The sequence below is a fragment of the uncultured Allobosea sp. genome (assembly GCF_945956895.1).
Lineage (GTDB): Bacteria > Pseudomonadota > Alphaproteobacteria > Rhizobiales > Beijerinckiaceae > Allobosea.
This window is the reverse complement of sequence record NZ_CAMFJF010000056.1, coordinates 1-20,378: the sequence shown is the minus strand read 5'-3', so window position 1 is coordinate 20,378 and position 20,378 is coordinate 1. Positions and strand designations below refer to the sequence as shown.

At 66.3% G+C, this 20,378-nt stretch carries 21 protein-coding genes and 1 riboswitch; of the genes, 9 read left to right on the top strand and 12 right to left on the bottom strand.

Going from position 1 to position 20,378, the window contains the following annotated elements; translation table 11 throughout:
• The coding region (locus Q0Q02_RS19530) for a cbb3-type cytochrome c oxidase subunit I (RefSeq protein WP_293811904.1) at nucleotides 1–785 on the bottom strand (785 nt) is incomplete at its 3' end.
• Between the two features lie 19 nt (nucleotides 786–804).
• Nucleotides 805–1,590, bottom strand: a complete 786-nt coding sequence (gene coxB, locus Q0Q02_RS19525; RefSeq protein WP_293811906.1) for a cytochrome c oxidase subunit II — start codon at nucleotides 1,588–1,590, stop codon at nucleotides 805–807.
• A 440-nt stretch (nucleotides 1,591–2,030) separates the two neighbouring features.
• Here coxB and Q0Q02_RS19520 point away from each other — a divergent pair, with 440 nt between their 5' ends.
• The 7 genes from Q0Q02_RS19520 to Q0Q02_RS19490 all read left to right on the top strand — a co-directional run bounded on the left by Q0Q02_RS19520 (nucleotide 2,031) and on the right by Q0Q02_RS19490 (nucleotide 9,491).
• Entirely contained in the window at nucleotides 2,031–2,537 is a 507-nt protein-coding gene (locus tag Q0Q02_RS19520; protein ID WP_293811905.1) for an invasion associated locus B family protein, read from the top strand.
• Nucleotides 2,534–3,139: a hypothetical protein gene (locus tag Q0Q02_RS19515; protein ID WP_293811902.1), complete on the top strand. Its 606-nt coding sequence runs from the start codon at nucleotides 2,534–2,536 to the stop codon at nucleotides 3,137–3,139. Before Q0Q02_RS19520 ends, Q0Q02_RS19515 begins: the two co-directional genes overlap by 4 nt.
• Nucleotides 3,140–3,213: 74 nt before the next feature.
• Nucleotides 3,214–3,304, top strand: a riboswitch (glycine riboswitch).
• A gap of 162 nt (nucleotides 3,305–3,466) precedes the next feature.
• Nucleotides 3,467–4,621 carry a glycine cleavage system aminomethyltransferase GcvT gene (gene gcvT, locus Q0Q02_RS19510; RefSeq protein WP_293811900.1) on the top strand — a complete coding sequence of 385 codons (1,155 nt, stop codon included), beginning with the start codon at nucleotides 3,467–3,469 and terminating at the stop codon, nucleotides 4,619–4,621.
• Between the two features lie 35 nt (nucleotides 4,622–4,656).
• Nucleotides 4,657–5,031, top strand: coding sequence for a glycine cleavage system protein GcvH (gene gcvH, locus Q0Q02_RS19505; RefSeq protein ID WP_293811898.1), 375 nt, complete (start codon nucleotides 4,657–4,659; stop codon nucleotides 5,029–5,031).
• Nucleotides 5,032–5,191: 160 nt separating this feature from the next.
• The gene (gcvPA, locus tag Q0Q02_RS19500; protein ID WP_293811896.1) at nucleotides 5,192–6,532 is read left to right on the top strand and encodes an aminomethyl-transferring glycine dehydrogenase subunit GcvPA; all 1,341 of its coding nucleotides are present in this window, start codon (nucleotides 5,192–5,194) and stop codon (nucleotides 6,530–6,532) included.
• Nucleotides 6,532–8,103, top strand: coding sequence for an aminomethyl-transferring glycine dehydrogenase subunit GcvPB (gcvPB, locus tag Q0Q02_RS19495; protein WP_293811894.1), 1,572 nt, complete (start codon nucleotides 6,532–6,534; stop codon nucleotides 8,101–8,103). Before gcvPA ends, gcvPB begins: the two co-directional genes overlap by 1 nt.
• Before the next feature lie 125 nt (nucleotides 8,104–8,228).
• Complete coding sequence (locus Q0Q02_RS19490) at nucleotides 8,229–9,491, top strand: L,D-transpeptidase family protein (protein WP_293811893.1); 1,263 nt, start codon at nucleotides 8,229–8,231, stop codon at nucleotides 9,489–9,491.
• 6 nt (nucleotides 9,492–9,497) lie between these two features.
• Here Q0Q02_RS19490 and Q0Q02_RS19485 read toward each other — a convergent pair whose 3' ends face one another.
• From Q0Q02_RS19485 to Q0Q02_RS19445, 9 genes are all read right to left on the bottom strand, one after another.
• Entirely contained in the window at nucleotides 9,498–10,304 is an 807-nt protein-coding gene (locus tag Q0Q02_RS19485; protein ID WP_293811891.1) for a dienelactone hydrolase family protein, read from the bottom strand.
• Between the two features lie 291 nt (nucleotides 10,305–10,595).
• Nucleotides 10,596–11,072 (bottom strand): ATP F0F1 synthase subunit B, encoded by a 477-nt coding sequence (locus tag Q0Q02_RS19480; protein WP_293811889.1) that lies wholly within the window; start codon nucleotides 11,070–11,072, stop codon nucleotides 10,596–10,598.
• 11 nt (nucleotides 11,073–11,083) lie between these two features.
• Entirely contained in the window at nucleotides 11,084–11,653 is a 570-nt protein-coding gene (locus Q0Q02_RS19475) for a F0F1 ATP synthase subunit B' (protein WP_293811888.1), read from the bottom strand.
• A gap of 132 nt (nucleotides 11,654–11,785) precedes the next feature.
• Entirely contained in the window at nucleotides 11,786–12,013 is a 228-nt protein-coding gene (locus Q0Q02_RS19470; protein WP_038360954.1) for a F0F1 ATP synthase subunit C, read from the bottom strand.
• A gap of 64 nt (nucleotides 12,014–12,077) precedes the next feature.
• On the bottom strand, nucleotides 12,078–12,842 hold the full coding sequence (locus tag Q0Q02_RS19465; RefSeq protein WP_293811882.1) for a F0F1 ATP synthase subunit A: 765 nt from the start codon (nucleotides 12,840–12,842) through the stop codon (nucleotides 12,078–12,080).
• 42 nt (nucleotides 12,843–12,884) lie between these two features.
• The gene (locus Q0Q02_RS19460) at nucleotides 12,885–13,235 is read right to left on the bottom strand and encodes an AtpZ/AtpI family protein (RefSeq protein ID WP_293811880.1); all 351 of its coding nucleotides are present in this window, start codon (nucleotides 13,233–13,235) and stop codon (nucleotides 12,885–12,887) included.
• 396 nt (nucleotides 13,236–13,631) lie between these two features.
• Nucleotides 13,632–17,087: a chromosome segregation protein SMC gene (gene smc, locus Q0Q02_RS19455; RefSeq protein ID WP_293811878.1), complete on the bottom strand. Its 3,456-nt coding sequence runs from the start codon at nucleotides 17,085–17,087 to the stop codon at nucleotides 13,632–13,634.
• A 183-nt stretch (nucleotides 17,088–17,270) separates the two neighbouring features.
• Nucleotides 17,271–17,891, bottom strand: coding sequence for a DsbA family protein (locus Q0Q02_RS19450; RefSeq protein ID WP_293811876.1), 621 nt, complete (start codon nucleotides 17,889–17,891; stop codon nucleotides 17,271–17,273).
• A gap of 91 nt (nucleotides 17,892–17,982) precedes the next feature.
• A complete protein-coding gene (locus tag Q0Q02_RS19445; RefSeq protein ID WP_293811874.1) occupies nucleotides 17,983–18,480 on the bottom strand; it encodes a DUF721 domain-containing protein in 498 nt (165 codons plus the stop codon).
• A gap of 102 nt (nucleotides 18,481–18,582) precedes the next feature.
• On the opposite strand from Q0Q02_RS19445, the gene Q0Q02_RS19440 reads away from it, so the two are divergent.
• Nucleotides 18,583–18,966: a potassium channel family protein gene (locus tag Q0Q02_RS19440; protein ID WP_293811873.1), complete on the top strand. Its 384-nt coding sequence runs from the start codon at nucleotides 18,583–18,585 to the stop codon at nucleotides 18,964–18,966.
• A 104-nt stretch (nucleotides 18,967–19,070) separates the two neighbouring features.
• On the opposite strand, the gene Q0Q02_RS19435 is transcribed toward Q0Q02_RS19440, so the two are convergent.
• Nucleotides 19,071–19,757 (bottom strand): hypothetical protein, encoded by a 687-nt coding sequence (locus tag Q0Q02_RS19435; protein WP_293811872.1) that lies wholly within the window; start codon nucleotides 19,755–19,757, stop codon nucleotides 19,071–19,073.
• Between the two features lie 179 nt (nucleotides 19,758–19,936).
• Here Q0Q02_RS19435 and Q0Q02_RS19430 point away from each other — a divergent pair.
• Nucleotides 19,937–20,378, top strand: a 442-nt coding sequence (locus Q0Q02_RS19430) for an A/G-specific adenine glycosylase (RefSeq protein ID WP_367275046.1), incomplete at its 3' end; no start/stop codon positions are given.

The following is a 20,378-nucleotide window of genomic DNA, read 5'->3' as shown; positions in this document are numbered from 1 at the left end:
CCGAAGAACCAGAACAGGTGCTGGTACAGGATCGGGTCGCCGCCGCCGGCCGGATCATAGAAGGTCGTGCCGAAATTGCGGTCGGTCAGCAGCATGGTGATCGCGCCGGCGAGGACCGGCAGCGACAGCAGCAGCAGGAAGGCGGTGACCAGCACGCCCCAGGCGAACAGCGGCATGCGGTGCATGGTCATGCCCGGCGCGCGCATGTTCAGGATCGTGGTGATGAAGTTGATCGCGCCCAGGATCGAGGCGGCACCGGCAAGGTGCAGCGACAGGATGCCGAAATCGACCGACGGGCCGGGATGGCCGGCCGTGGAGAACGGCGGATAGACCGTCCAGCCCGTGCCGACGCCCTTGGCGCCCGGCGCACCCTCGACGAACATAGAGATGATCATCAGGATGAAGGCGGCGACCGTCAGCCAGAACGAGATGTTGTTCATGCGCGGGAAGGCCATGTCCGGCGCGCCGATCATCAGCGGCACGAACCAGTTGCCGAAGCCGCCGATGACGGCGGGCATGACCATGAAGAAGATCATGATCAGGCCGTGGCCGGTGACGAAGACGTTGTAGCTCTGGCCATTGGCGAAGATCTGCAGGCCGGGCTGCTGCAGCTCGATGCGCATCATGATCGAGAGGAAGCCGCCGACGAGCCCCGCCATGATCGAGAAGATCAGATAGAGCGTGCCGATGTCCTTGTGGTTGGTCGACAGAAGCCAGCGACGCCATCCGGTCGGATTGGCGTGATGGGCTTCGTCATGGCCGTGAGCGTGAGCCGCTGTTGCCATCGTTCTTCTCCTCGGCGACTTACTTGGACGCGGCAGCAAACTTGCTGCCCGCGTCTTCGGCATTGGCGAATTTCTGCTTCGCTTCCGCGAGCCAGGCGGCATAGCGCTCCTGGCTGACGACGCGGAAAGCGATCGGCATATAGGCGTGGTTCTGGCCGCAGATGAACGAGCACTGGCCGTAATAGATGCCTTCGCGCTCGGCCTTGAACCAGGTTTCGTTCAGGCGGCCCGGGATGGCGTCGATCTTGATGCCGAAGGACGGAACCGTGAACTTGTGGATGACGTCGGCGCCGGTCACCTGGACGCGGACAGTCTTGCCGACCGGCACGACGGCCTCGTTGTCGACGGCGAGCAGGCGCGGCGCCTCGGCCTCGGCGATCTTCTTGCCGGCGATCGCCTCGGCGCGGGCCTTCTCGTCCAGCATCAGCGAATCGAAGCCGAAATTGCCGCCGTCCTGCGCGTACTCATAGGACCAGTACCACTGCTTGCCGGTGACCTTCAGGGTCATGTCGGCCTGCGGCACCTCGAGCTGCAGCTTGAGCAGGCGGAACGAGGGAATCGCGATCACAACGAGAATGAGGACCGGAATCACGGTCCAGCACACTTCAAGCAGGGCGTTGTGCGTGGTCTTGGAGGGGACTGGGTTCGCCTTCTCGTTGAAGCGGAAGACGACGTAGATCAGCAGCGCCAGCACGAAGAGCGTGACGATGGTGATGATGATGTTCAGCCAGTCATGGAACCAGTGGATGAACTCGGCGACGGGGGTCGCGGCGCCCTGCAGATTCATCTGCCAGGGGGAGGGCATGCCGGTGCCGGCGATGGCCGGGACGGTCGCCAGCGTGGCGACGGCAAGGGCCGTGGCGGCCACTGTTGCAAAGGTCCTGCTCAGAAATCGCATCGATCCGACATGCTCCTCAATCAACTTGCATGGGAACCGACCGGCTTTGCCCCACGCATGAAGGGGCGACCGTGAAGTCGCCTCATTCTTCGAGATTGCGATAAATCAAAGATCACGCTTGCGCCAGTGGGACAATGAAGACTGCCCCCATCGACCATGCGGCATAATCGCACGAGGCCTTGACGCGAGCCTCCGGCCGCCGTCGCGCCTTGACAGGACCCACCCTGCATGGTCCGAACGCGTTTTATGTTGAGAGGCGGCGGGATTCTCTGGCGCGGTCGGCGTTTTGCCTGAATTCTGCGCTTCTGCTGCGGTTTCGAGGCCGGTTTGGAAGGGATGCAGGGATGATGAGGATCATCGGAGCGCTGGGCGCGCTGGCGCTGGCGCTCATGGGGACGAGCCTCGCCGCCGGCTCCGCCTTCGCGCAGGGCGCGGTGCGTTCCACACATGGCGACTGGCAGATGCGCTGCGAAGTGCCGCCGGGCGCCAAGGCCGAGCAATGCGCGCTCGTCCAGAACGTCGCGGCCGAGGACCGGCCGAATCTGACGCTTCTCGTCATCGTGCTGAAGACCGCCGATCAGAAGAGCCGGCTCCTGCGCGTCGTTGCGCCGCTCGGCGTGCTCCTGCCTTCGGGGCTCGGCCTCAAGATCGACGACAAGGATATTGGCCGCGCCGGCTTCGTGCGCTGCCTGACCACCGGTTGCGTGGCGGAGGTCGTCATGGACGATGCCCTGCTCGGACAGCTCAAGAGCGGCAAGAGCGCGACTTTCATCGTATTCCAGACGCCGGAAGAAGGAGTGGGCGTGCCCGTCTCCCTCAATGGCTTCGGCCCGGGCGTGGAGGCGCTGCCGTGATCGATCAAACTCTTCGCCAGGCTCGCTGGCTCGCCCTGCCGCTGCTGTGCCTTGGTCTCGCCGGTTGCGGCTCGTCCTCGTCGTCCTCCGCCGGCGGTTCGGCGCTCAATGTCTTCATGTTTCAGTCGACGAAGGCGCCGCCGGCGGATCAGTTGCCGAAGGATGACGAGCAGAATGAGCAACTGGTGTGCCCGGAGGTGATCATCTCCGATGGCGGCGCGGCGATCCGCGCCCAATCGGGGCAGGATTCGAGCGGCCTGCGCTACCAGATCTCGATCACCAACGTCGCGCGCGAATGCGCCGCGACCGGCAAGGGCAGCTTCCGTCTCAAGGTCGGCGTCGAAGGGCGCGTGCTCCTCGGCATGGCCGGCAGCCCGGGCACTTACGGTGCCACGCTGACGACCACGGTGATGCGGGGCACGACCGTTCTCGCCAAGCGCAGCTCGCGCGTCGGCAGCACTGTGGCGTCCGGTCAGGGCGGTTCCGATTTCACCCATATCGAGGAAGGCATCATGGTGCCGGCCGGTCAGGGCGATGTCGATATCTTCGTCAGCCTCGGCGGCGGCGGACCAGCCGCACCGGCGCGCAAGCGCCGCCGGTAAAGCCGGTTTGCCGTGAAAAGACGCAGGCGCGCCGATTGACTCAGTCGGCGCGTCTTGTATCTGTGCCCAAGCCGCATATCCCCGCGGGAGAGACCGGGCTCAGAGCCCGGCGCCGAAGGCGCAACCGCCCCGGAAACGCTCAGGCAAAAGGGCCGCTGGGGATTTGGCGCTCTGGAAAGCGGCGGGCAGCGATGCCCGCCCACCGACGGGTGTAACTCGTCCGACCTTGTGGGTCGGGCGGGGAAATCTCTCAGGTGCCGAGACAGAGGGGGCGCGTTCCGGACACTGTCGTCCGGGGCTTGCGCTTGACTCTGGGAGGGGCCTGCCATGGCTGCCGAGGCCAATACCGATACCGCCGGCGCGAGCGCGCCGCTGAAGACCCCGCTGCACGCGCGCCATGTCGCGCTGGGCGCCCGCATGGTGCCCTTCGCCGGCTACGACATGCCGGTGCAGTACCCGAGCGGCATCCTCACCGAACATAACTGGACGCGCGAGAAGGCCGGACTCTTCGACGTCTCGCATATGGGCCAGTGCTTCCTGATCGGCCCCGATCACGAGACCACGGCGAAGGCGCTGGAAGCGCTGATTCCCGCCGATATCGTCAATCTCGCTCCCGGCAAGCAGCGCTATTCGCAGCTTCTGAACGAGGAGGGCGGCATCCTCGACGACCTGATGGTGACGCGCTCGATCGATCCGGACGAGGACGGCGCGCTCTATGTCGTCGTCAACGCCGCCTGCAAGGAGGCCGACTATGCCCATATCGAGGCGCGCCTGCCGGCCAATGTGAAGCTGGTCAAGGCCGAGCACCGCGGCCTGATCGCGCTGCAGGGGCCGGGCGCCGAGGCGGCACTCGCGAAAATCGCCCCGGAAGCCGCCGAGATGGGCTTCATGACCTCGCGCACCATGAAGGTCGCCGGCATCAAGGCCAATGTCAGCCGCTCCGGCTATACCGGCGAGGACGGCTACGAGATTTCCGCCGCTGCCAACAAGATCGGCGAGATCTGGGACACGCTGTTGCTCGACGGCAACGTCAAGCCGATCGGGTTGGGCGCCCGCGATTCGCTGCGCCTCGAAGCGGGTCTGTGCCTCTATGGCCATGACATCGACACCGCGACCTCGCCGATTGAGGCTGCGCTCAACTGGTCGATCCAGAAGCGCCGTCGCGAAGAGGGCGGCTTCCCCGGCGCCGCGCGCGTCCAGCGCGAGCTGGCCGAGGGCGTCTCGCGCATCCGCGTCGGCCTGAAGCCGGAAGGCCGGGCGCCAGCCCGCGAGGGCAGCGAGATCGCCACGCCCGAGGGCGAAGTGATCGGCGTCGTGACCTCGGGCGGCTTCGGCCCGACGCTCAATGGCCCCTGCGCCATGGGTTATGTCGCCAAGGCCCATTCCGCGCCGGGCACGCAGCTCAATCTCATCGTGCGCGGCAAGCCGCTGCCGGCCGTCGTGGCGACGATGCCCTTCGTGCCGAACGGCTACAAGCGCTGAACCCTTTTCCGGACAACTGACGCCAGGAGGAAACCATGGCCGAGACCCGTTACAGCAAGGACCACGAATATATCCGCATCGAGGGTGACGTCGGCACCGTCGGCATCTCCGACTACGCGCAGGGCCAGCTCGGCGACGTCGTCTTCGTCGAGCTGCCGGCGGTGGGCAAGGCGCTGACCAAGGGCGGCGAAGCTGCCGTGGTCGAGAGCGTGAAGGCCGCGTCCGAGGTCTATGCCCCGGTCTCCGGGGAGGTCGTCGAGGTCAATGGCGAGCTCGAGGCCGCGCCTGGCACCGTCAACGAGGACCCGGCCGGCAAGGGCTGGTTCCTCAAGATCAAGATCAAGGACGCCGGCGAGCTCGACGCCCTGATGAACGAGGCCGAGTACCAGGACTACGTGAAGTCGCTCTGACCGGCGTCATCCCGCACGCGCTGCCGCACGTCAGTGCTGCTGCGCAGATGCGGGACCGCCCTCAGGATAAGGCGCCTTCTCGTCGCACGGTCCCGTGTCTGCGCAGCGGCATTCCATGCCGCAGCGCACACGGGATGACACCCCGAAACGGAATCACCCCATGCGCTATCTCCCGCTTACCGATACCGACCGCGAGGACATGCTCGCGCGGATCGGCGTCTCCGATGTCGATGCGCTGTTCAGCGACGTGCCGGCCGGCAAGCTGCTGAAGGCCCCGGTCGATCTGCCCCGCGCCAAGGGCGAGCTCGAGGTCGAGCGCATTCTCGGCAGGATGGCCGGCAAGAACACCGCCGCCTCTGCCGTGCCCTTCTTCGTCGGCGCCGGCGCCTACAAACACCATGTCCCGGCGACGGTGGATCACCTGATCCAGCGTTCGGAATTCCTGACCAGCTACACGCCCTACCAGCCCGAGATCGCGCAGGGCACGCTGCAATATCTCTTCGAGTTCCAGACCCAGGTCGCGGCGCTGACCGGCATGGAGGTCGCCAACGCCTCGATGTATGACGGCTCGACCGGCACCGGCGAAGCCGTGCTGATGGCGCATCGCGTCACCAAGCGCCGCAAGGCGGTGCTCTCCGGCGGCCTGCACCCGCATTACACCGCGGTCGTCGAGACCCTCTCCGAGATGGCCAATGACGAGGTCGTGGCGCTTAAAGCCGACGTCTCGGCCCAAGAGGACATCCTCTCCCAGATCGACGACAGCACCTCCTGCGTTGTCGTCCAGTCTCCGGACGTCTTCGGCAACCTGCGCGATCTCAAGCCGATCGCCGAGAAGGCCCATGCCCATGGCGCCCTGCTGATCGCGGTCTTCACCGAGGCCGTCTCGCTCGGCGCCGTCGTGCCGCCGGGGGCGCAGGATGCCGATATCGTCGTCGGCGAGGGCCAGTCGATCGGCAACGCCCTGAATTTCGGCGGCCCCTATGTCGGCCTCTTCGCCGCCAAGTCGAAATATATCCGCCAGATGCCGGGCCGGCTCTGCGGCGAGACGGTCGATTCGACCGGCCAGCGCGGCTTCGTGCTGACGCTCTCGACCCGCGAGCAGCATATCCGCCGCGACAAGGCGACCTCGAACATCTGCACCAATTCCGGCCTCTGCGTGCTGGCCTTCACCATCCACATGACGCTGCTCGGCCAGACCGGCCTCGCCCGTCTCGCCGAGGTGAACCACGCCAATGCCGTGAAGCTCGCCGACGCGCTCGCGGGCGTCGAGGGCGTGACGGTGCTCAACGAGAGCTTCTTCAACGAGTTCACCGTGAAGCTGAAGAAGCCCGCCGCCGAGGTCGTCGAGGTTCTCGCCGCCAAGGGCATCCTGGCCGGCGTCCCCGTCTCGCGGCTCCTGCCCAAGGCCGGGCTGGACGACCTGCTGATCATCGCCTCGACCGAGGTGAATACCGATGAAGACCGGGCGGCCCTCGTGGCGGCGCTCGTGGAGGTGCTGTGATGTTGAACCGTCAGGGACGTCCCACCCAGGCCGGCGAGGCGGCTCACGCCGAGCACGCCACCTTCACCGGCAACAAGGCGCTGCAGCAGATCGAGCCGCTGATCTTCGAGATCGGCCATCATGAGGCGACCGGCGTCGATATCGACAAGCCCGCCCCGTTCAAGTCGCGTCTGGGCAAGCATGCTCGCCAGGGCGAGATCGGCCTGCCCGGCCTCTCCGAGCCCGAGACGATGCGCCACTATGTGCGCCTCAGCCAGAAGAATTACGGCATCGATACCGGGCTCTTCCCGCTCGGCTCCTGCACGATGAAGCACAATGCCCGCCTCAACGAGAAGGTGGCGCGCCTGCCGGGCTTCTCCGACGTGCATCCGCTCCAGCCGCTCTCGACCGTGCACGGCGCGCTCGACCTGATGCTCGAGCTCGCCCGCTACCTGATGACGCTGACCGGCATGCCGGCTGTCGCGCTCTCGCCGAAGGCCGGCGCCCATGGCGAGGCTTGCGGCATGATGGCGATCAAGGCCGCGATTGCCGCCAAGGGCGAGGGCGCGACCCGCAATGTCGTGCTCGTTCCCGAATCGGCCCACGGCACCAACCCGGCGACCGCAGCCCTGATCGGCTTCTCGGTGAAGGCGGTTCCGGCCCGTCCGGACGGCACAGTCGCTGTGGAGGATGTGAAGGCCCTGCTCGGGCCGGATATAGCCGCGATCATGCTGACCAACCCGAACACCTGCGGCATCTTCGAGCCGCAGATCGTCGAGATCGCAGCGGCGATGCATGAGGCCGGCGCCTATTTCTACTGCGACGGCGCCAACTTCAACGCCATCGTCGGCAAGGCGCGACCGGGTGATCTCGGCGTCGACGCGATGCACATCAATCTGCACAAGACCTTCTCGACGCCGCATGGCGGCGGTGGTCCCGGTGCCGGCCCGGTCGTGCTGTCCGAGCGTCTGGCGCCCTTCGCGCCGGTGCCCTTCATCCATGTCGAGAACGGCAAGCCGCATCTGATCGAGTCGCGCAGTGAAGCGCCGGCGGGCAACCAGCCCTTCGGCCGCATGACCGCCTTCCACGGCCAGATGGGCATGTATGTCCGCGCGTTGGCTTACATGCTCAGCCACGGCTCGGACGGCATGCGCCAGGCTTCGGAAGACGCGGTGCTGAACGCGAACTACATCCGCGCCGGCCTCGCCGACCTGATGTCGCTGCCCTTCCCGGACCACCCGTCGATGCACGAGGTTCTGTTCGACGACGAGTGGCTGAAGGGCTCGGGCGTCTCGACGCTCGATTTCGCCAAGGCGATGATCGACGAGGGCTACCACCCGATGACGGTCTATTTCCCGCTCGTCGTCCATGGCGCCATGCTGATCGAACCGACCGAGTCGGAATCGAAGGCGACGCTCGACCTCTTCATCGCGACGCTGCGCGACCTCGCCATCGCGGCCAAGGGCAACGACAAGGAGCGCTTCACCAGCGCCCCGCATCACGCCCCGATCCGCCGCCTCGACGAGACCCGCGCCGCCCGTTCGCCGGTCCTGAAGTGGGAAAAGCCGGCCCCGGTCAAGGCTGCGGAGTAAGCGGCTTCGTCCCATGCTGACGGCATTCGTCAGCATGGTGAAGGACGCCGATCGCTTCTTAAGCATTCCTTGACCATGTCGCGGAATGATCCCCCGGTGCCGCTCTGTGCGGCCCGGGGGTTTTCATGTCTGCGCGTCCCTCCATTCTTGCTCTTGCGGCGGCTGCTCTGCTGGCCTCGACAGCGCTCGTCCGTGCCAACGAGCCGAGCTATGGCCCGAACACCTATGACCGCACGCTCGAAGCGCTGATCGCCCATGAGGATGTCGCCAATCGCGGCGGCTGGCCCAAGGTGCCGGCGAGCGCGGCCTCGCTGAAGCCGGATTCGCAAGGCCCGGATGTCGTCGCGCTGAAGCAGCGTCTGCTCGCCAGCGGCGATCTCGCGCCGGAGGCCGTGGCGGGCGACATCTACGATGCCAACGTGACCGAGGGCGTGAAGCGCTTCCAGCGCCGTCATGGCCTGTCGGATCTCGGCACGGTCGGGCGTCTGACCCTGAAGGCGATGAACACGCCGGTCGAATCGCGCCTGAACCAGCTCACCGCGACGCTGGAGCGCCTCAAGGGCAACGGCTTCAACTTCGCCAGTCGCTATGTCGTGGTGAACATTCCCGGCGCCAGCGTCGAGGCGATCGAGAACGGCACGGTCGCGCAGCGCCATCTCGCCATCGTCGGCCGGCCGGACCGGCCCTCGCCGGTGATCCAGGCCAATATCTCCTCGGTCAACCTCAATCCCTATTGGACGGTGCCGATGTCGATCGTGAAGGCCGACATCATCCCGCATATGCGCAAGGACCCGAGCTTCATCGCCAAGTCGAACATGAAGTTGCTCGGCGCCGAGAACAAGGAAATCGACCCGGCGAGCGTCAACTGGGCGACCCTGAAGAACCCCTATTTCTACGTGCGCCAGGAGCCGGGCCCAACCAATTCGCTCGGCCAGATGAAGATCGACATGCCCAACAGCGACGCGGTCTACATGCACGACACGCCGAAGAAGACGCTGTTCCGCAACGACGTGCGCTTCAACTCGTCCGGCTGCGCCCGCATCGAGGGCGTCCGCGACCTCGGCGCCTGGCTGCTCGAAGGCACGGAATGGAACCGCCAGTCGATCGAGGACGAGATCGCCAAGGGCGAGCGCAAGAACATCACGCTGAAGAAGCAGGTTCCCGTCGCCTGGGTCTATCTCACCGGCTGGCAGGGCGCCGACGGGCAGGTCCAGTTCCGTGACGACATCTACGGGCTCGACACGCCGCAGGGCATCGTCACCTCGACGATCCAGGCCCGCAAGCCGAAGCCGAAAGCCACCGCCGCGGTTCCGCCGGCGAGGCCGGCCGCTGCGCCGAAGACGGCCGCAGGCAATCCGCCGGCGGCGCCGACGACTGCCAGTAACTGACGGTCTTCAGGGGCGCTTCAGGATCGCCATCACGGCGTCGATCGCTTCGGCACGCGCCTTCGGGTCGCTGCCGATCGTGACCACGCCGTCGGGCCGCTGCGAATAGGCCGCCTTGCGCTCGCGCAGCGGCAGGCTCGGATGGTCGAAATCATGATAGGCGCCGGGGAAGCCGACGAAGCGCGCCCCGCCGCTGCGGGCCAGCTCCTCACAAGGGGCCGCCGGTGTCCAGTCATCGGCCAGGCCCTGAAAGATCGCGGTATCAGTCTGCGCCTGCCAGCCGCGCTTCAGGATGACCCGGCAGCCGGGATAGAAGGCGATGACATGGCGCAGGCGCTTCGCTTCCGGCGCACCCGCGACGCGCAGCGCCGTCGAGCCCCCGTTCGACCAGCCGATCAGGGCGATGCGCTGCCTGGCGACGAAGCTCTGCTTGTCCAGCCAGTCGATGGCGGCGAAGGCATCGCGGGCGCGGCCGGCGGGCGTCAGCGAGCGCTCGCGGTCGTTGCAGAGCGCCTTGATGCCGCGCGGCCCGAAACTGTCGACGAGGAGCACAGCGTAGCCGGACCGGTTAAGACGCTCCGACCAGTCGCCCTCACGGGCGCCGATCTCGCCCGAGCGCGTATAGAGCCCGGCGCAGCCATGCAGGCCGATCACGACCGGGAAGGGGCCTGCGCCTGACGGGCGCGCCAGCCAACCCACGAGGTCGTGCGAATCGCGTGACGGGAAGCTCACCTTCTCGAAGGCGTTCGCAGGGCTCGCTGCCAAGGCAAACGGCAGCAGGGTGATGGCAAACATGCGGACAAGGCGACCGATCATCCCGAAACTCCCTCGCTTCCAAATCAACGATGACGGCGTGGTGGCTATCCGCAGAACCGCATCGTCATCCCGGGCCTGACCCGGGATCCATCGAAGGGCTCCGGAACTCTATGATGGATTCCGGATCTCCGCTTCGCTCCGTCCGGGATGACGCGGTGTTCCGCCGGCATCAACAGGCGCCGGGTGATAGCGGTTACGGTATCCCGCATCGGAATTCCGGCGGGAGAGGGCAAAGAAAAACGCCGCGTCCTTGCGGGCGCGGCGTCATCATATCGGGAGATTGGCTGAAGCTCAGTTGAGCTTGGCCTTGACCTCGGCCAGCCCGGCGGCGAAGGCGGCTTCACCGGCCTTGCCGGCCATCTGACCGCGCAGGATGGTCTCGGCGGCCTTGGTGGCAGCCTCCGCAGCCGCGGCGCGAACCTCGGCCTCGGCCTGGCTCTCGGCCTGGGCGATCTTCTCCTCGGCCGCCTTGGTGCGGCGGGCGACGAAATCGGCGAGCTTGGCCTCGGCTTCCGCCGCGAGGCGCTTGGCCTCGTCATTGGCGGAGGAGACGATTTCGGCGGCTTCAGCCTCGGCGGCCTTGCGCTTGGCATCGTACTCGGCGAGCAGCTTTTCGGCCTCCTGACGCAGGCGGCGGGCTTCCGCCAGTTCCTGCGCGACCTTCTCGCCGCGAGCGTCGAGCGCCTTCACGATCGCGCCCGGCACGCCGAACTTGACCAGGATGGCCAGGAAGATGACGAGGGCGACGCCGACCCAGAAAGTATCCATCTGAACTCTCCTCAGCCGCGCGTCAGGGCCTGGTCGACGGCAGCAGCCGCCTCGCTGGCGCTGGGAGCCTGACCGGTCAACTTGGTGACGATGGCGGCGGCGATGTCGCTGCCGAGATCGCGCACATTGGCCATCGCGGTGGTCTTGGTCTTGGCGATGGTCGCCTCGGCCTGCGCCATCTTGGCGGCAAGCTCGGCCTCGGTCGCATGACGCTGGGCGTCGCTCGCCTTGGCGCCGGCGTCGCGCGCCGTCTGGGCGATGCCCTGGGCGTTCTTGCGGGCCTCAGCCAGAGCCTTCTCATAGGCCTGCGCCATGTCCTCGGCCTTGGCCTGCATCTGCGTGGCCTGGTCGAGGTCCCGGCCGATCGTCTCGGAACGCTCTTCCAGGATGGAGCCGAGGCGCGGCAGCGCGACCTTGGACATCAGCCAGTAGAGAGCCGCGAAGGTGACCGCGAGCCAGAACAGGTTGCTGGCGAAATGGGCAGGATCGAAGGGCGGGAAGGAGGCCTTCTCACCGCTCAGGCCCGGAGTGGCAGCCTGCGCCGCACCCGCCAGCAGAGCAGCGAACGAGGCGACAGCCATCGGCCATCCTTTTCGCACGAACCCTGAAGATCGAACCGGCATAGCGTGCCTTTCAGCGCTGAAAGATAGGAAACCGTCGCGCGTTTGGCCGGATGGCTCCGACGCGCGACGAGAAAGCGATCGACGAAAGCGTCAGACCACGAAGAGCAGGACGAGCGCGACGACGAACGCGAAGATGCCCAGACCTTCGGCGAGCGCCGCGCCGATGAAGGCGCGCGGGAACTGGCCGTCAGCCGCCGACGGGTTGCGCAGGGCGCCCGAGAGGAAGTTGCCGAAGATGGTGCCGACGCCGATGGCGGCGAGGCCCATGCCGAGCGAAGCGAGGCCGGCGCCGATGAACTTGGCTGCAACAGGATCCATGGTCTTATCTCCAGTGTGGAACTTTTAACGGGGTGGGATGAACTCTCGCGAGCGCTGCCCTGGCTCAGTGGCCGGGGTGCAGCGCGTCGTTGAGATAGACGCAGGTCAGGATCGCGAAGACATAGGCCTGCAGAACGGCGACGAGCACTTCGAGCGCGGTCAGCGCAACTGCCAGCAGCAGCGGCAGCGGCGCGATCGCATAGTTGAACGCGGCGCCCGAACCCAGCAGCACGACGACGAAGCCGCCGAAGACCTTGAGCGCGATATGGCCGGCGAGCATGTTGCCGAACAGACGAAGCGAGAGCGAAACCGGGCGCGACAGGAAGGAGACGGCCTCGATCAGCACCATGAAGGGCAGCAGCCAGCCGGGCACGCCTGACGGCACGAACAGGCCGAAGAAATGGCTGCCATGCTTCACTACGCCGTAGATCACCACGATGCTCATCACGAGCAGCGCGAGCGCGGCGGTGACGATGATCTGGCTGGTGACGGTGAAGGAGCCAGGCAGCAGACCGAGCAGATTCGACGCCAGCACGAACATGAACAGCGAGAACACGAAGGGGAAGAACTTCAGGCCGTCCTTGCCCATCACACCCGTCATCGTGGAGGCCACGAATTCATAGGCCATCTCGGCGAGCGACTGCAGGCGGCCGGGGACGACCGCACGCTGGCTCGAGCCATAGACCATGATAGCGGAAACGACGGCCAGCACGATCACCATCCACAGCGAGGTGTTGGTGAAGGAGAGGTCGATGCCGAACGGCTTCAGCTCCACGATGGGAGCGATGTGGAATTGGTGGATCGGATCGATTCCGCCGCCGGCCGCCATGTTTCGTTCCTCGTCGCGCGGCCCGTCCGGGCCGCCTTTCGATCAATTCGCCTTCGGACCGCCCTTCGACCCGGAGGTCGGACGCGAACCGAGCCGATAGACGGATCTGAAGCCCGCGATGGCTCCGATCACCAGGAAGGCGATCAGCAGGAACGGGGACGTTCCCAGCCACCGGTCGCCGAGGTACCCGATCAGGGCGCCTGCGATGATGCCGCCTGCGAGATCCGTCGCGGCGCGAAAGCCTGAGGACATCGCGCCCGCAAGCGCCTTGTCTTCTCCAACCGGGCTCGCGCCCGGCTTTTCGTTCTCCTCCGCCCGCTTGATCGCGGACTTCAGGGAACCCAGTCTTGCGCGCAACTCCGAGTCTGAGGCGTTTGGGTCGGGTTCGGACATGGTCTTGGGTCTCCGTCTTGATCGCGTTTACGCCGCGATCCGGCGAAAAACCACTGTAACCACGATCAAACCCGCGCATCGAGCCGTCGTCAGCACGGCCTCCTTTATTGGCAGCCCCCCGCGCTGTCAAGGTACGTGGATAATGCATAACTCATTGTAATATATATAAATTATGGCAAAGTGCGACAATCTCGCCGCATTGCGCGGCCGAATGTGGCATTTTTTCAGCGGGCGCGCGGCCGTTCTCCCGCCTGTTTTTGGGGTGATGGCTCCCGTAATCCCTGTCGTTATTGCGAGGAGCGGAGCGACGAAGCAATCCAGAGGGACTGGGGGCGGCTTTGCCCAGTCCTCCTGGATTGCTTCGCTGCGCTCGCAATGACGGATATCGGGCGCAGATCAGCCCGCGTCGCGGATGCGCTCTGCCGTCGCCAGATCGACCGATACCATCTGGCTCACGCCTCGCTCGGCCATGGTCACGCCGAAGAGCCGCTCCATCCGCGCCATGGTGATCGGGTTGTGGGTGATCAGGATGAAGCGGGTCTCGGTATTCCCGGCCATGTCGACGAGCAGGTCGCAGTAGCGCTCGACATTGGCGTCGTCGAGCGGTGCATCGACCTCGTCGAGCACGCAGATCGGCGAGGGATTGGTCAGGAACACCGCGAAGATCAGCGCGGTCGCGGTCAGCGCCTGCTCGCCGCCGGAGAGCAGCGTCATCACCTGCGGCTTCTTGCCGGGTGGGCGGGCGAAGATCTCCAGCCCGGCATCGAGCGGGTCTTCCGAATCGACCAGCCGAAGCTCGGCCTCGCCACCGCCGAAGAGTACGCCGAACAGACGTTGGAAATGGCCGTTGACGACGTCGAAGGCGGCGATGAGGCGTTCGCGCCCCTCGCGGTTGAGCGCGCCGATCGCCTGCCGCAGGCGGCGGATCGCCTCGGTCAGGTCGTCGCGCTCGCCCGAGAGCCCCTCGCGCTTGGCCTTCACCTCGGTCAATTCGTTCTCTGCGCGCAGATTGACGGCGCCGAGCCGCTCGCGCTCGCCCTTGAGATTGGCGAGCCGCCGCTCGATTGCTTCCGGTTCGGGCAGTGCGTCTCCGGCCTTGATTCCGGTGATCGCCTGCAAGCCGTCGAGCCCGGTATCGAGCCCGTCCTCGATCTGCCGGATGATGTCACTGAGGCGCTGGCGGGCGGCTTCCAGGCGCGCCTCGGCCGAGGCGCGCCGCTCGCGGGCGCCGGACAGGCCCTCAAGCGCGATGCGGGCCTGTCGGTCGGCCTCGGCCAGAGTGGTCTCGCCGGAAGCCAGCCTGTCGGCGGCTTCCCGGCGGGCGCCTTCAGCCTGCTCGATCTCCGCGACGAGGCGGCGCCTCTCGGTCAGGAAGGTGTCGGGCGCTTCAAGCAGCGCCTTCTGCTCGGCACTGGCGGCATCGATTCGGCGGCGCGTCTCCTCGGCACTCTGGAGGCTGGCGGCCGTGCGTTGCTTCCAGGCCTTGATGTCAGCGGCGATGGTCTCGCGGCGGCGTGCGCGCAGGTCCGCCTCCCGTGCCAGCGTCTGGACCCGGGCCCGCGCATCGGAGGCGGCGGCGCGGGTCTCGCCCAGCAGCACGCGGGCCTTGAGCAGCGCGTTCTCCAGTTCGGCGGAGGCAGGCAGGGCGGAAAGCCCTGTCTCCTGGGCCGCAACCTGTTGCGAAGCCTCGGACACAGCCTGGCCGAGACGTTTGATCGCCTCGGCGAGCGTTGAGCGCTTGACCAATGTCTCGGCCGCCTTGCGCTCGGCAACGGTCAATTGCTCGCGGGCATGGTCGACGCCGCGCCGCGCCTGCCGGGCGGCCTCGATCGCGGTGCTTTCGGCCTGCGCCGCCTGTTGCGCCTCGGTGCTCACGGCCTCCAGTGCCCGACGCGCGGCCTCGGCCGCTTCCCGCGCCGCTTTCGCTTCGCGTTCGAGATCGGCGAGGCGATTCTTCTCCGAGAGCCGTCGCGCCGCGGGCGAGGGGGCGTCGGCTGCGCTGGTGAAGCCGTCCCAACGCCAGAGATCGCCCGCCTGCGACACCAGGATCTGGCCCTGCTTCAACGCCCGCCGCAGAACCTCGCCCTCGTCGCGCGTGACGACGCCGGTCTGCGCCAGCCGTCGCCGCAGGGCCGTTGGCGCCTTGACATGGGCGAGCAGCGGTTGTGCGCCGGCGGGTAGGGTGGGATCGTCCTGGCCTTCACCCGTATCGTCCCAATGGGCGGGGGCGGTCGCCTCGGTCGAGGCATCGAGATCGTCGCCGAGCGCGGCGCCGAGCGCGACTTCGTAGCCCTTGGCGACGTTGACGGCTTCGAGGATAGCCGGCCAGCGATCCCCCGCAGCGGGGGCCAGCAGCTTGCGCAGCGTGCCGATCTCGGTGTCGAGGCGTTGCGCCCGGCGGTCGGCCTCGGCGAGGGGGCCGCGTTGCCCGGTCTCGCGCTCGCGCGCCGAAGCGACGGCAGCTCGGGCCGCGACGACGTCGGCATCGGCGGTCTTCAGTGCCTTCTCGGCCGCGATCAGCGCTTCGCGCAGACGGTCGAGCAGCGTCTTCGCATCGGAGGCGTCGAGGGTTTCGAGCTCGCGACGCAGCTTCTCGCGTTCGGCCCCGGCGCGATCCCGCCGCTCGCGCGCCTCGCGCAGCGAGCGCTCCAGGGCGCCGCGCCGTGCGGCAAGGTCGGACAGCGCGGCCTGTGCGGCGGCCTGTTCGGCTTCGGCCACAGCGAGGGCGGCTTCTGCTTCGCGCTGCGTGGCCGTCGCGGCCTCCGCGCCCGATCCTGCGCCGTCGCCTTCCCGGACGAGCGCGGCGTCTTCCTCCGACAATCGGGCGAGGCTCTCGGAAGCATCGCGGCCGATCGTCTCCTGCCGCGACAGATCGGCCTGCAATTCGGCGAGGCGCTTGCCGAGCTCCTCGGCGCGCTGGCGGGCGCGGCGATTCTCGGCTTCGAGCTCGTCCAGCCCCCGCTTCAATCGCACCAGCGCGGCGGCGGCGGTCGCCTCGCCCTCGCGCAAGGCCGGCAATTCATGGGCGGCGATGGCCTGTCGTTTCGCTGCCTCGGCCTGGAGCCCGGTCTGGTCGGCGACGCCGCGCACCGCCTCGTCCAGCACATGCGCCGCTTGCGCCTCCTGGGCGCGCGCATCGTGCAGGGCGATAACGGCGAGTGTCGCCTCGGCCCGGCGGATATCGGAGGCGAGGCTGCGATAGCGCCCGGCCTGCCGCGCCTGACGCTGGAGGGCGTCGATCTGCCCGTCGATCTCGGCGAGCACGTCTTCGAGCCGGGTCAGGTTGTCCTCGGCCCCGCGCAGGCGCAGTTCCGCCTCGTGACGGCGGCTGTGCAGGCCGGCAATACCGGCGGCATCTTCGAGGATGCGCCGACGCGATTGCGGCTTGGCCGAGATGATCTCGCTGATCTGCCCCTGCCGGACGAGGGCCGGCGAGCGTGCGCCCGTCGCTGCATCGGCGAAGAGGAGCTGCACGTCGCGGGCCCGCACCTCCTTGCCGTTGATACGATAGGTCGAGCCTTCCTCGCGCTCGATCCGGCGCGTGACTTCCAGCACATCGGCTTCGTTGAAGGCGGCCGGTGCCTTGCGGTCGCTGTTGTCCAGGGTGAGCGAGACTTCGGCCATGTTGCGGGCCGGGCGCTCGTTCGAGCCGCCGAAGATGACGTCGTCCATCCCCGAGCCGCGCATGTTCTTGAATGAGCTTTCGCCCATCACCCAGCGCAGCGCTTCGACCAGATTGGATTTGCCGCAGCCATTCGGGCCGACGATGCCGGTCAGCCCCGGCTCGATCGGGAATTCGGTCGGCTCGACGAAGGTCTTGAAGCCGGCGAGCTTGAGGCGCGTCAGGTGCATGGAGCCACCGCGCAGGCCTGAAATGCCTCAGCCCTCATCCTGAGGAGCCGCGCAGCGGCGTCTCGAAGGATGGTTCCAGAGCACGCTGGAGCATCCTTCGAGACGCAGCCGAAACGGCTGCTCCTCAGGATGAGGGCTGAGACAATTGCCGCGCTCGGAGAGCGGGAGCGGAAACCCGCCCCCTCAGTTCCCGAGGAGCGGCTCCAGGATCTTGTCGAATTCGGCGATCGTGAGCGCACCGGAACGCTTCTGCCCATTGATAAAAAAGGTCGGCGTCGAATCCACACCAGCCTTGGCCCCGCCATCCTTCACGACCGTGACGGCGTCATAGATATCCTGGCGCTTCAAGCAGGCTTCGAAGGATTCCTGTGTGAAACCGGCCTGCTTCACCAGCGACGAGAGGGCATCGACCGGCTTGTCGGTGAAAGCCCAGTTGCGCTGCTGCGCGAACAGCAGGTCGGTCATCGGGACATATTTGTCGTTGCCGTTGCAGCGAGCGAGCATGAAGCCGGCCGTCGCCAGCGGATCAAGCGGGAATTCGCGCAGCGTGAAGCGCACCTTGCCGGTGTCGATATATTTCTTCTTCAGTTCCGGCCAGGTCGCGGCGTGGAAGGTCGCGCAATGCGAGCAGGTCAGCGAGGCGTATTCGACGATGGTGACCTTGGCATCGGCCGGGCCGAGCCAGACGTCGCCCAGCGGGCCGGCATCGGGCAACTTGGTCTGGGCCCGCGCGGCGGTGCCGCCGGCGAGCGCGGCAGCGGCGATGCCGGCTGCGCCGGTCAGGAGCTGTCGCCTGTTCGTCATCGTGAAAGATCCTCGGAAGGTCAAAGTCGGTTGGAGCTATAGTGGCCAGTGCGATTGTGGCAAGAGCACATCCTGCCGCGCACCGTGTCGCTCACGAAGCCGTGTCATCGCCTTGCGTCTTCGCGCGCAGCGCCACCGCCCGGCCGAGCTTGGCCAGCGCTTCACGCAGGCCCTCGTCGGCGACGCCGGCGACCTGTGCCTCGACGCGCGCGGCCGTTGCCCCGTCGAGCTTCACCACCGGCTTCGACACGACGGGCGCCGCGACCGGTCCCTGCTTGAGCACGAGCTTGCCGACGGCACGCCAGCCGAGATGGGTGTTGACCCGCTCGACCAAAAGCGGCCCGAGCTGCTGCATCTCCAGCGCGAAGGCGCTCTCGACCCGCACGACCATCGTCGCGGGTTCGGCGGCCTCGCCCGGCGCCGGCCGGCGTCGCGGCCAGTCGATCTTGAGTGGGCGCGAGCGCGCCGCCAGCCGCTCACCGACGATCTCCGGCCAGAGCGAGACGATGGCGCGTCCGGCAAAGCCCTGTGCGGCGAGCGCGGGCGCGATGCAGTCGTCGATCAGCTCTGCGAGAGGTCTAGCGGACATGGCTTCATTGTGGGCATGCGGCGGGTGGCCCGCAAGCGGCTTGCAGCAGGGACTTGCGCTCTTGGCGCGATCCCCGCCTGATATTGGTCCGGCAGTTCGCGGATGCCGCGCGCCGGCGCGGCCTGTTTCAATCCGGGTGGGCAGATGACCTCGAAGGAGAAGAGGCGTATTTTTCGCAGGAGCCTGGTCCAGCAGCTTCACGTCATCTGGCCGATCGTCTCGGGCATCATCCTCATCATGATCGGCCTCGGATTGGTCATCGGGCTGATCGAAGAGTGGCGCCCCGGCGAGGCGCTGTATTTCACCTTCGTGACCGGCCTGACCATCGGCTACGGCGATCTGGTCCCGCGGCATATGTCGTCGCGTGTGCTGGCCATTATTATTGGCTTCACCGGCATCGTGCTGACCGGCTTGATCGCGGCTGTCAGTGTCCAGGCATTGCGGGCAACGGAAGTGCCCGCTCGCGATAAGCGAGACGAAAAGTAGAGGCTGACCCCTGGGTTCCCACGCCGTGCCTCATGCCTGGTAACGGACATCGATATCTGGGACTTCGGCTTTTCGCCCGTTGCGGACCTCCCTCCCGATCGGCGTCATTGCGGACAGGTATCAGCGAACGCGGGGGCGCCAGTCCATATTGCATTGCGAAGTTCCAGCGCCGCACACCGAAAAAGATTTATATCGTACAATGCCTGGGACGAGGTGTTCAGTACGTGCTGATGGCCACCTTGTTCAAAAAAGTAGTTGCAGTCTAACCAATATTTTCCTGCCAATGAATAGGCACAACTTGCGTATACATTAGGTCCTGATTTAGAGCGAAATCCCAATTGCTTGATTTCAATTTTGATCGATTTAAGCTCAAATATATCCCAATTTTTCCAGAGTTCTTTTCGTCCGCTCGTCGCGCAATTTTCAAACGCAGCAGCCGTAGCGGGATATGCCGAGCAATTTTTGTCGTTGTTTGGAGGAGGGCCGATCTCCAAGAAAAAATCGTAAGGCTTGTCGCCAGAAGGTTTCGGAAGGGTTGCCTGAACAAAGGCCTGCGCTGTCTGAGAATTAGCTCGAATCTTGAGAATCTCTGCGCCATTGCCGTTGCGTCTGAATGTTGAGACTACGATCCCCGCAGCAGAAGCGCTCCGCAACTCGGAGCCAAGGAAAAGCTCTTCGGCCAATGCTCCCCCACAGCCCAGACCACCAACAGTCACGGCAACGCTCGCGATGAAAGCGAATGAATTCGAGACCTTAAATTTCGATAACATCTGATCAAACAAGCCAATCATGCGCACTAACTTCCGGTGACGCTCAGCAATCCGATATTGGTCTATCGAGCGCCGGGAGGCGTCAAGTAGCTGCCGTCCGCTCCCGCCCCTTGGCCGACATTCAAATCGCCTTCACATTTCCGCCCTTTCGCAGATTTGGCTCCCCGCGCTAAACCCGGCGCATGGACGCCTCCGTTCCGATGCCTCGCGCCGCCGATCTTCTCGCCTGGTACGACCGCCATCGCCGCGCGCTGCCCTGGCGTGCGAGCGCGGGCGAGCGGCCCGATCCCTATCGCGTCTGGGCCTCCGAGATCATGCTGCAGCAGACCACGGTTGCGGCGGTGAAGCCCTATTACGAGCGCTTCATGACCCGCTTCCCGACGGTGAAGGCCCTTGCCGAGGCGCCGTCCGAGGATGTCATGCAGGCCTGGGCCGGGCTCGGCTACTATTCGCGCGCCCGCAATCTCCATGCCTGCGCCAAGGCGGTGGTGGAGAGCCATCGCGGCTGCTTTCCCGATACTGAGGAGGGCTTGCGCGCCCTGCCGGGCATCGGCGCCTATACGGCCGGCGCGGTCGCCGCGATCGCCTTCGACCGGCCGGCGGCGGCCGTCGACGGCAATGTCGAGCGCGTCATGAGCCGGC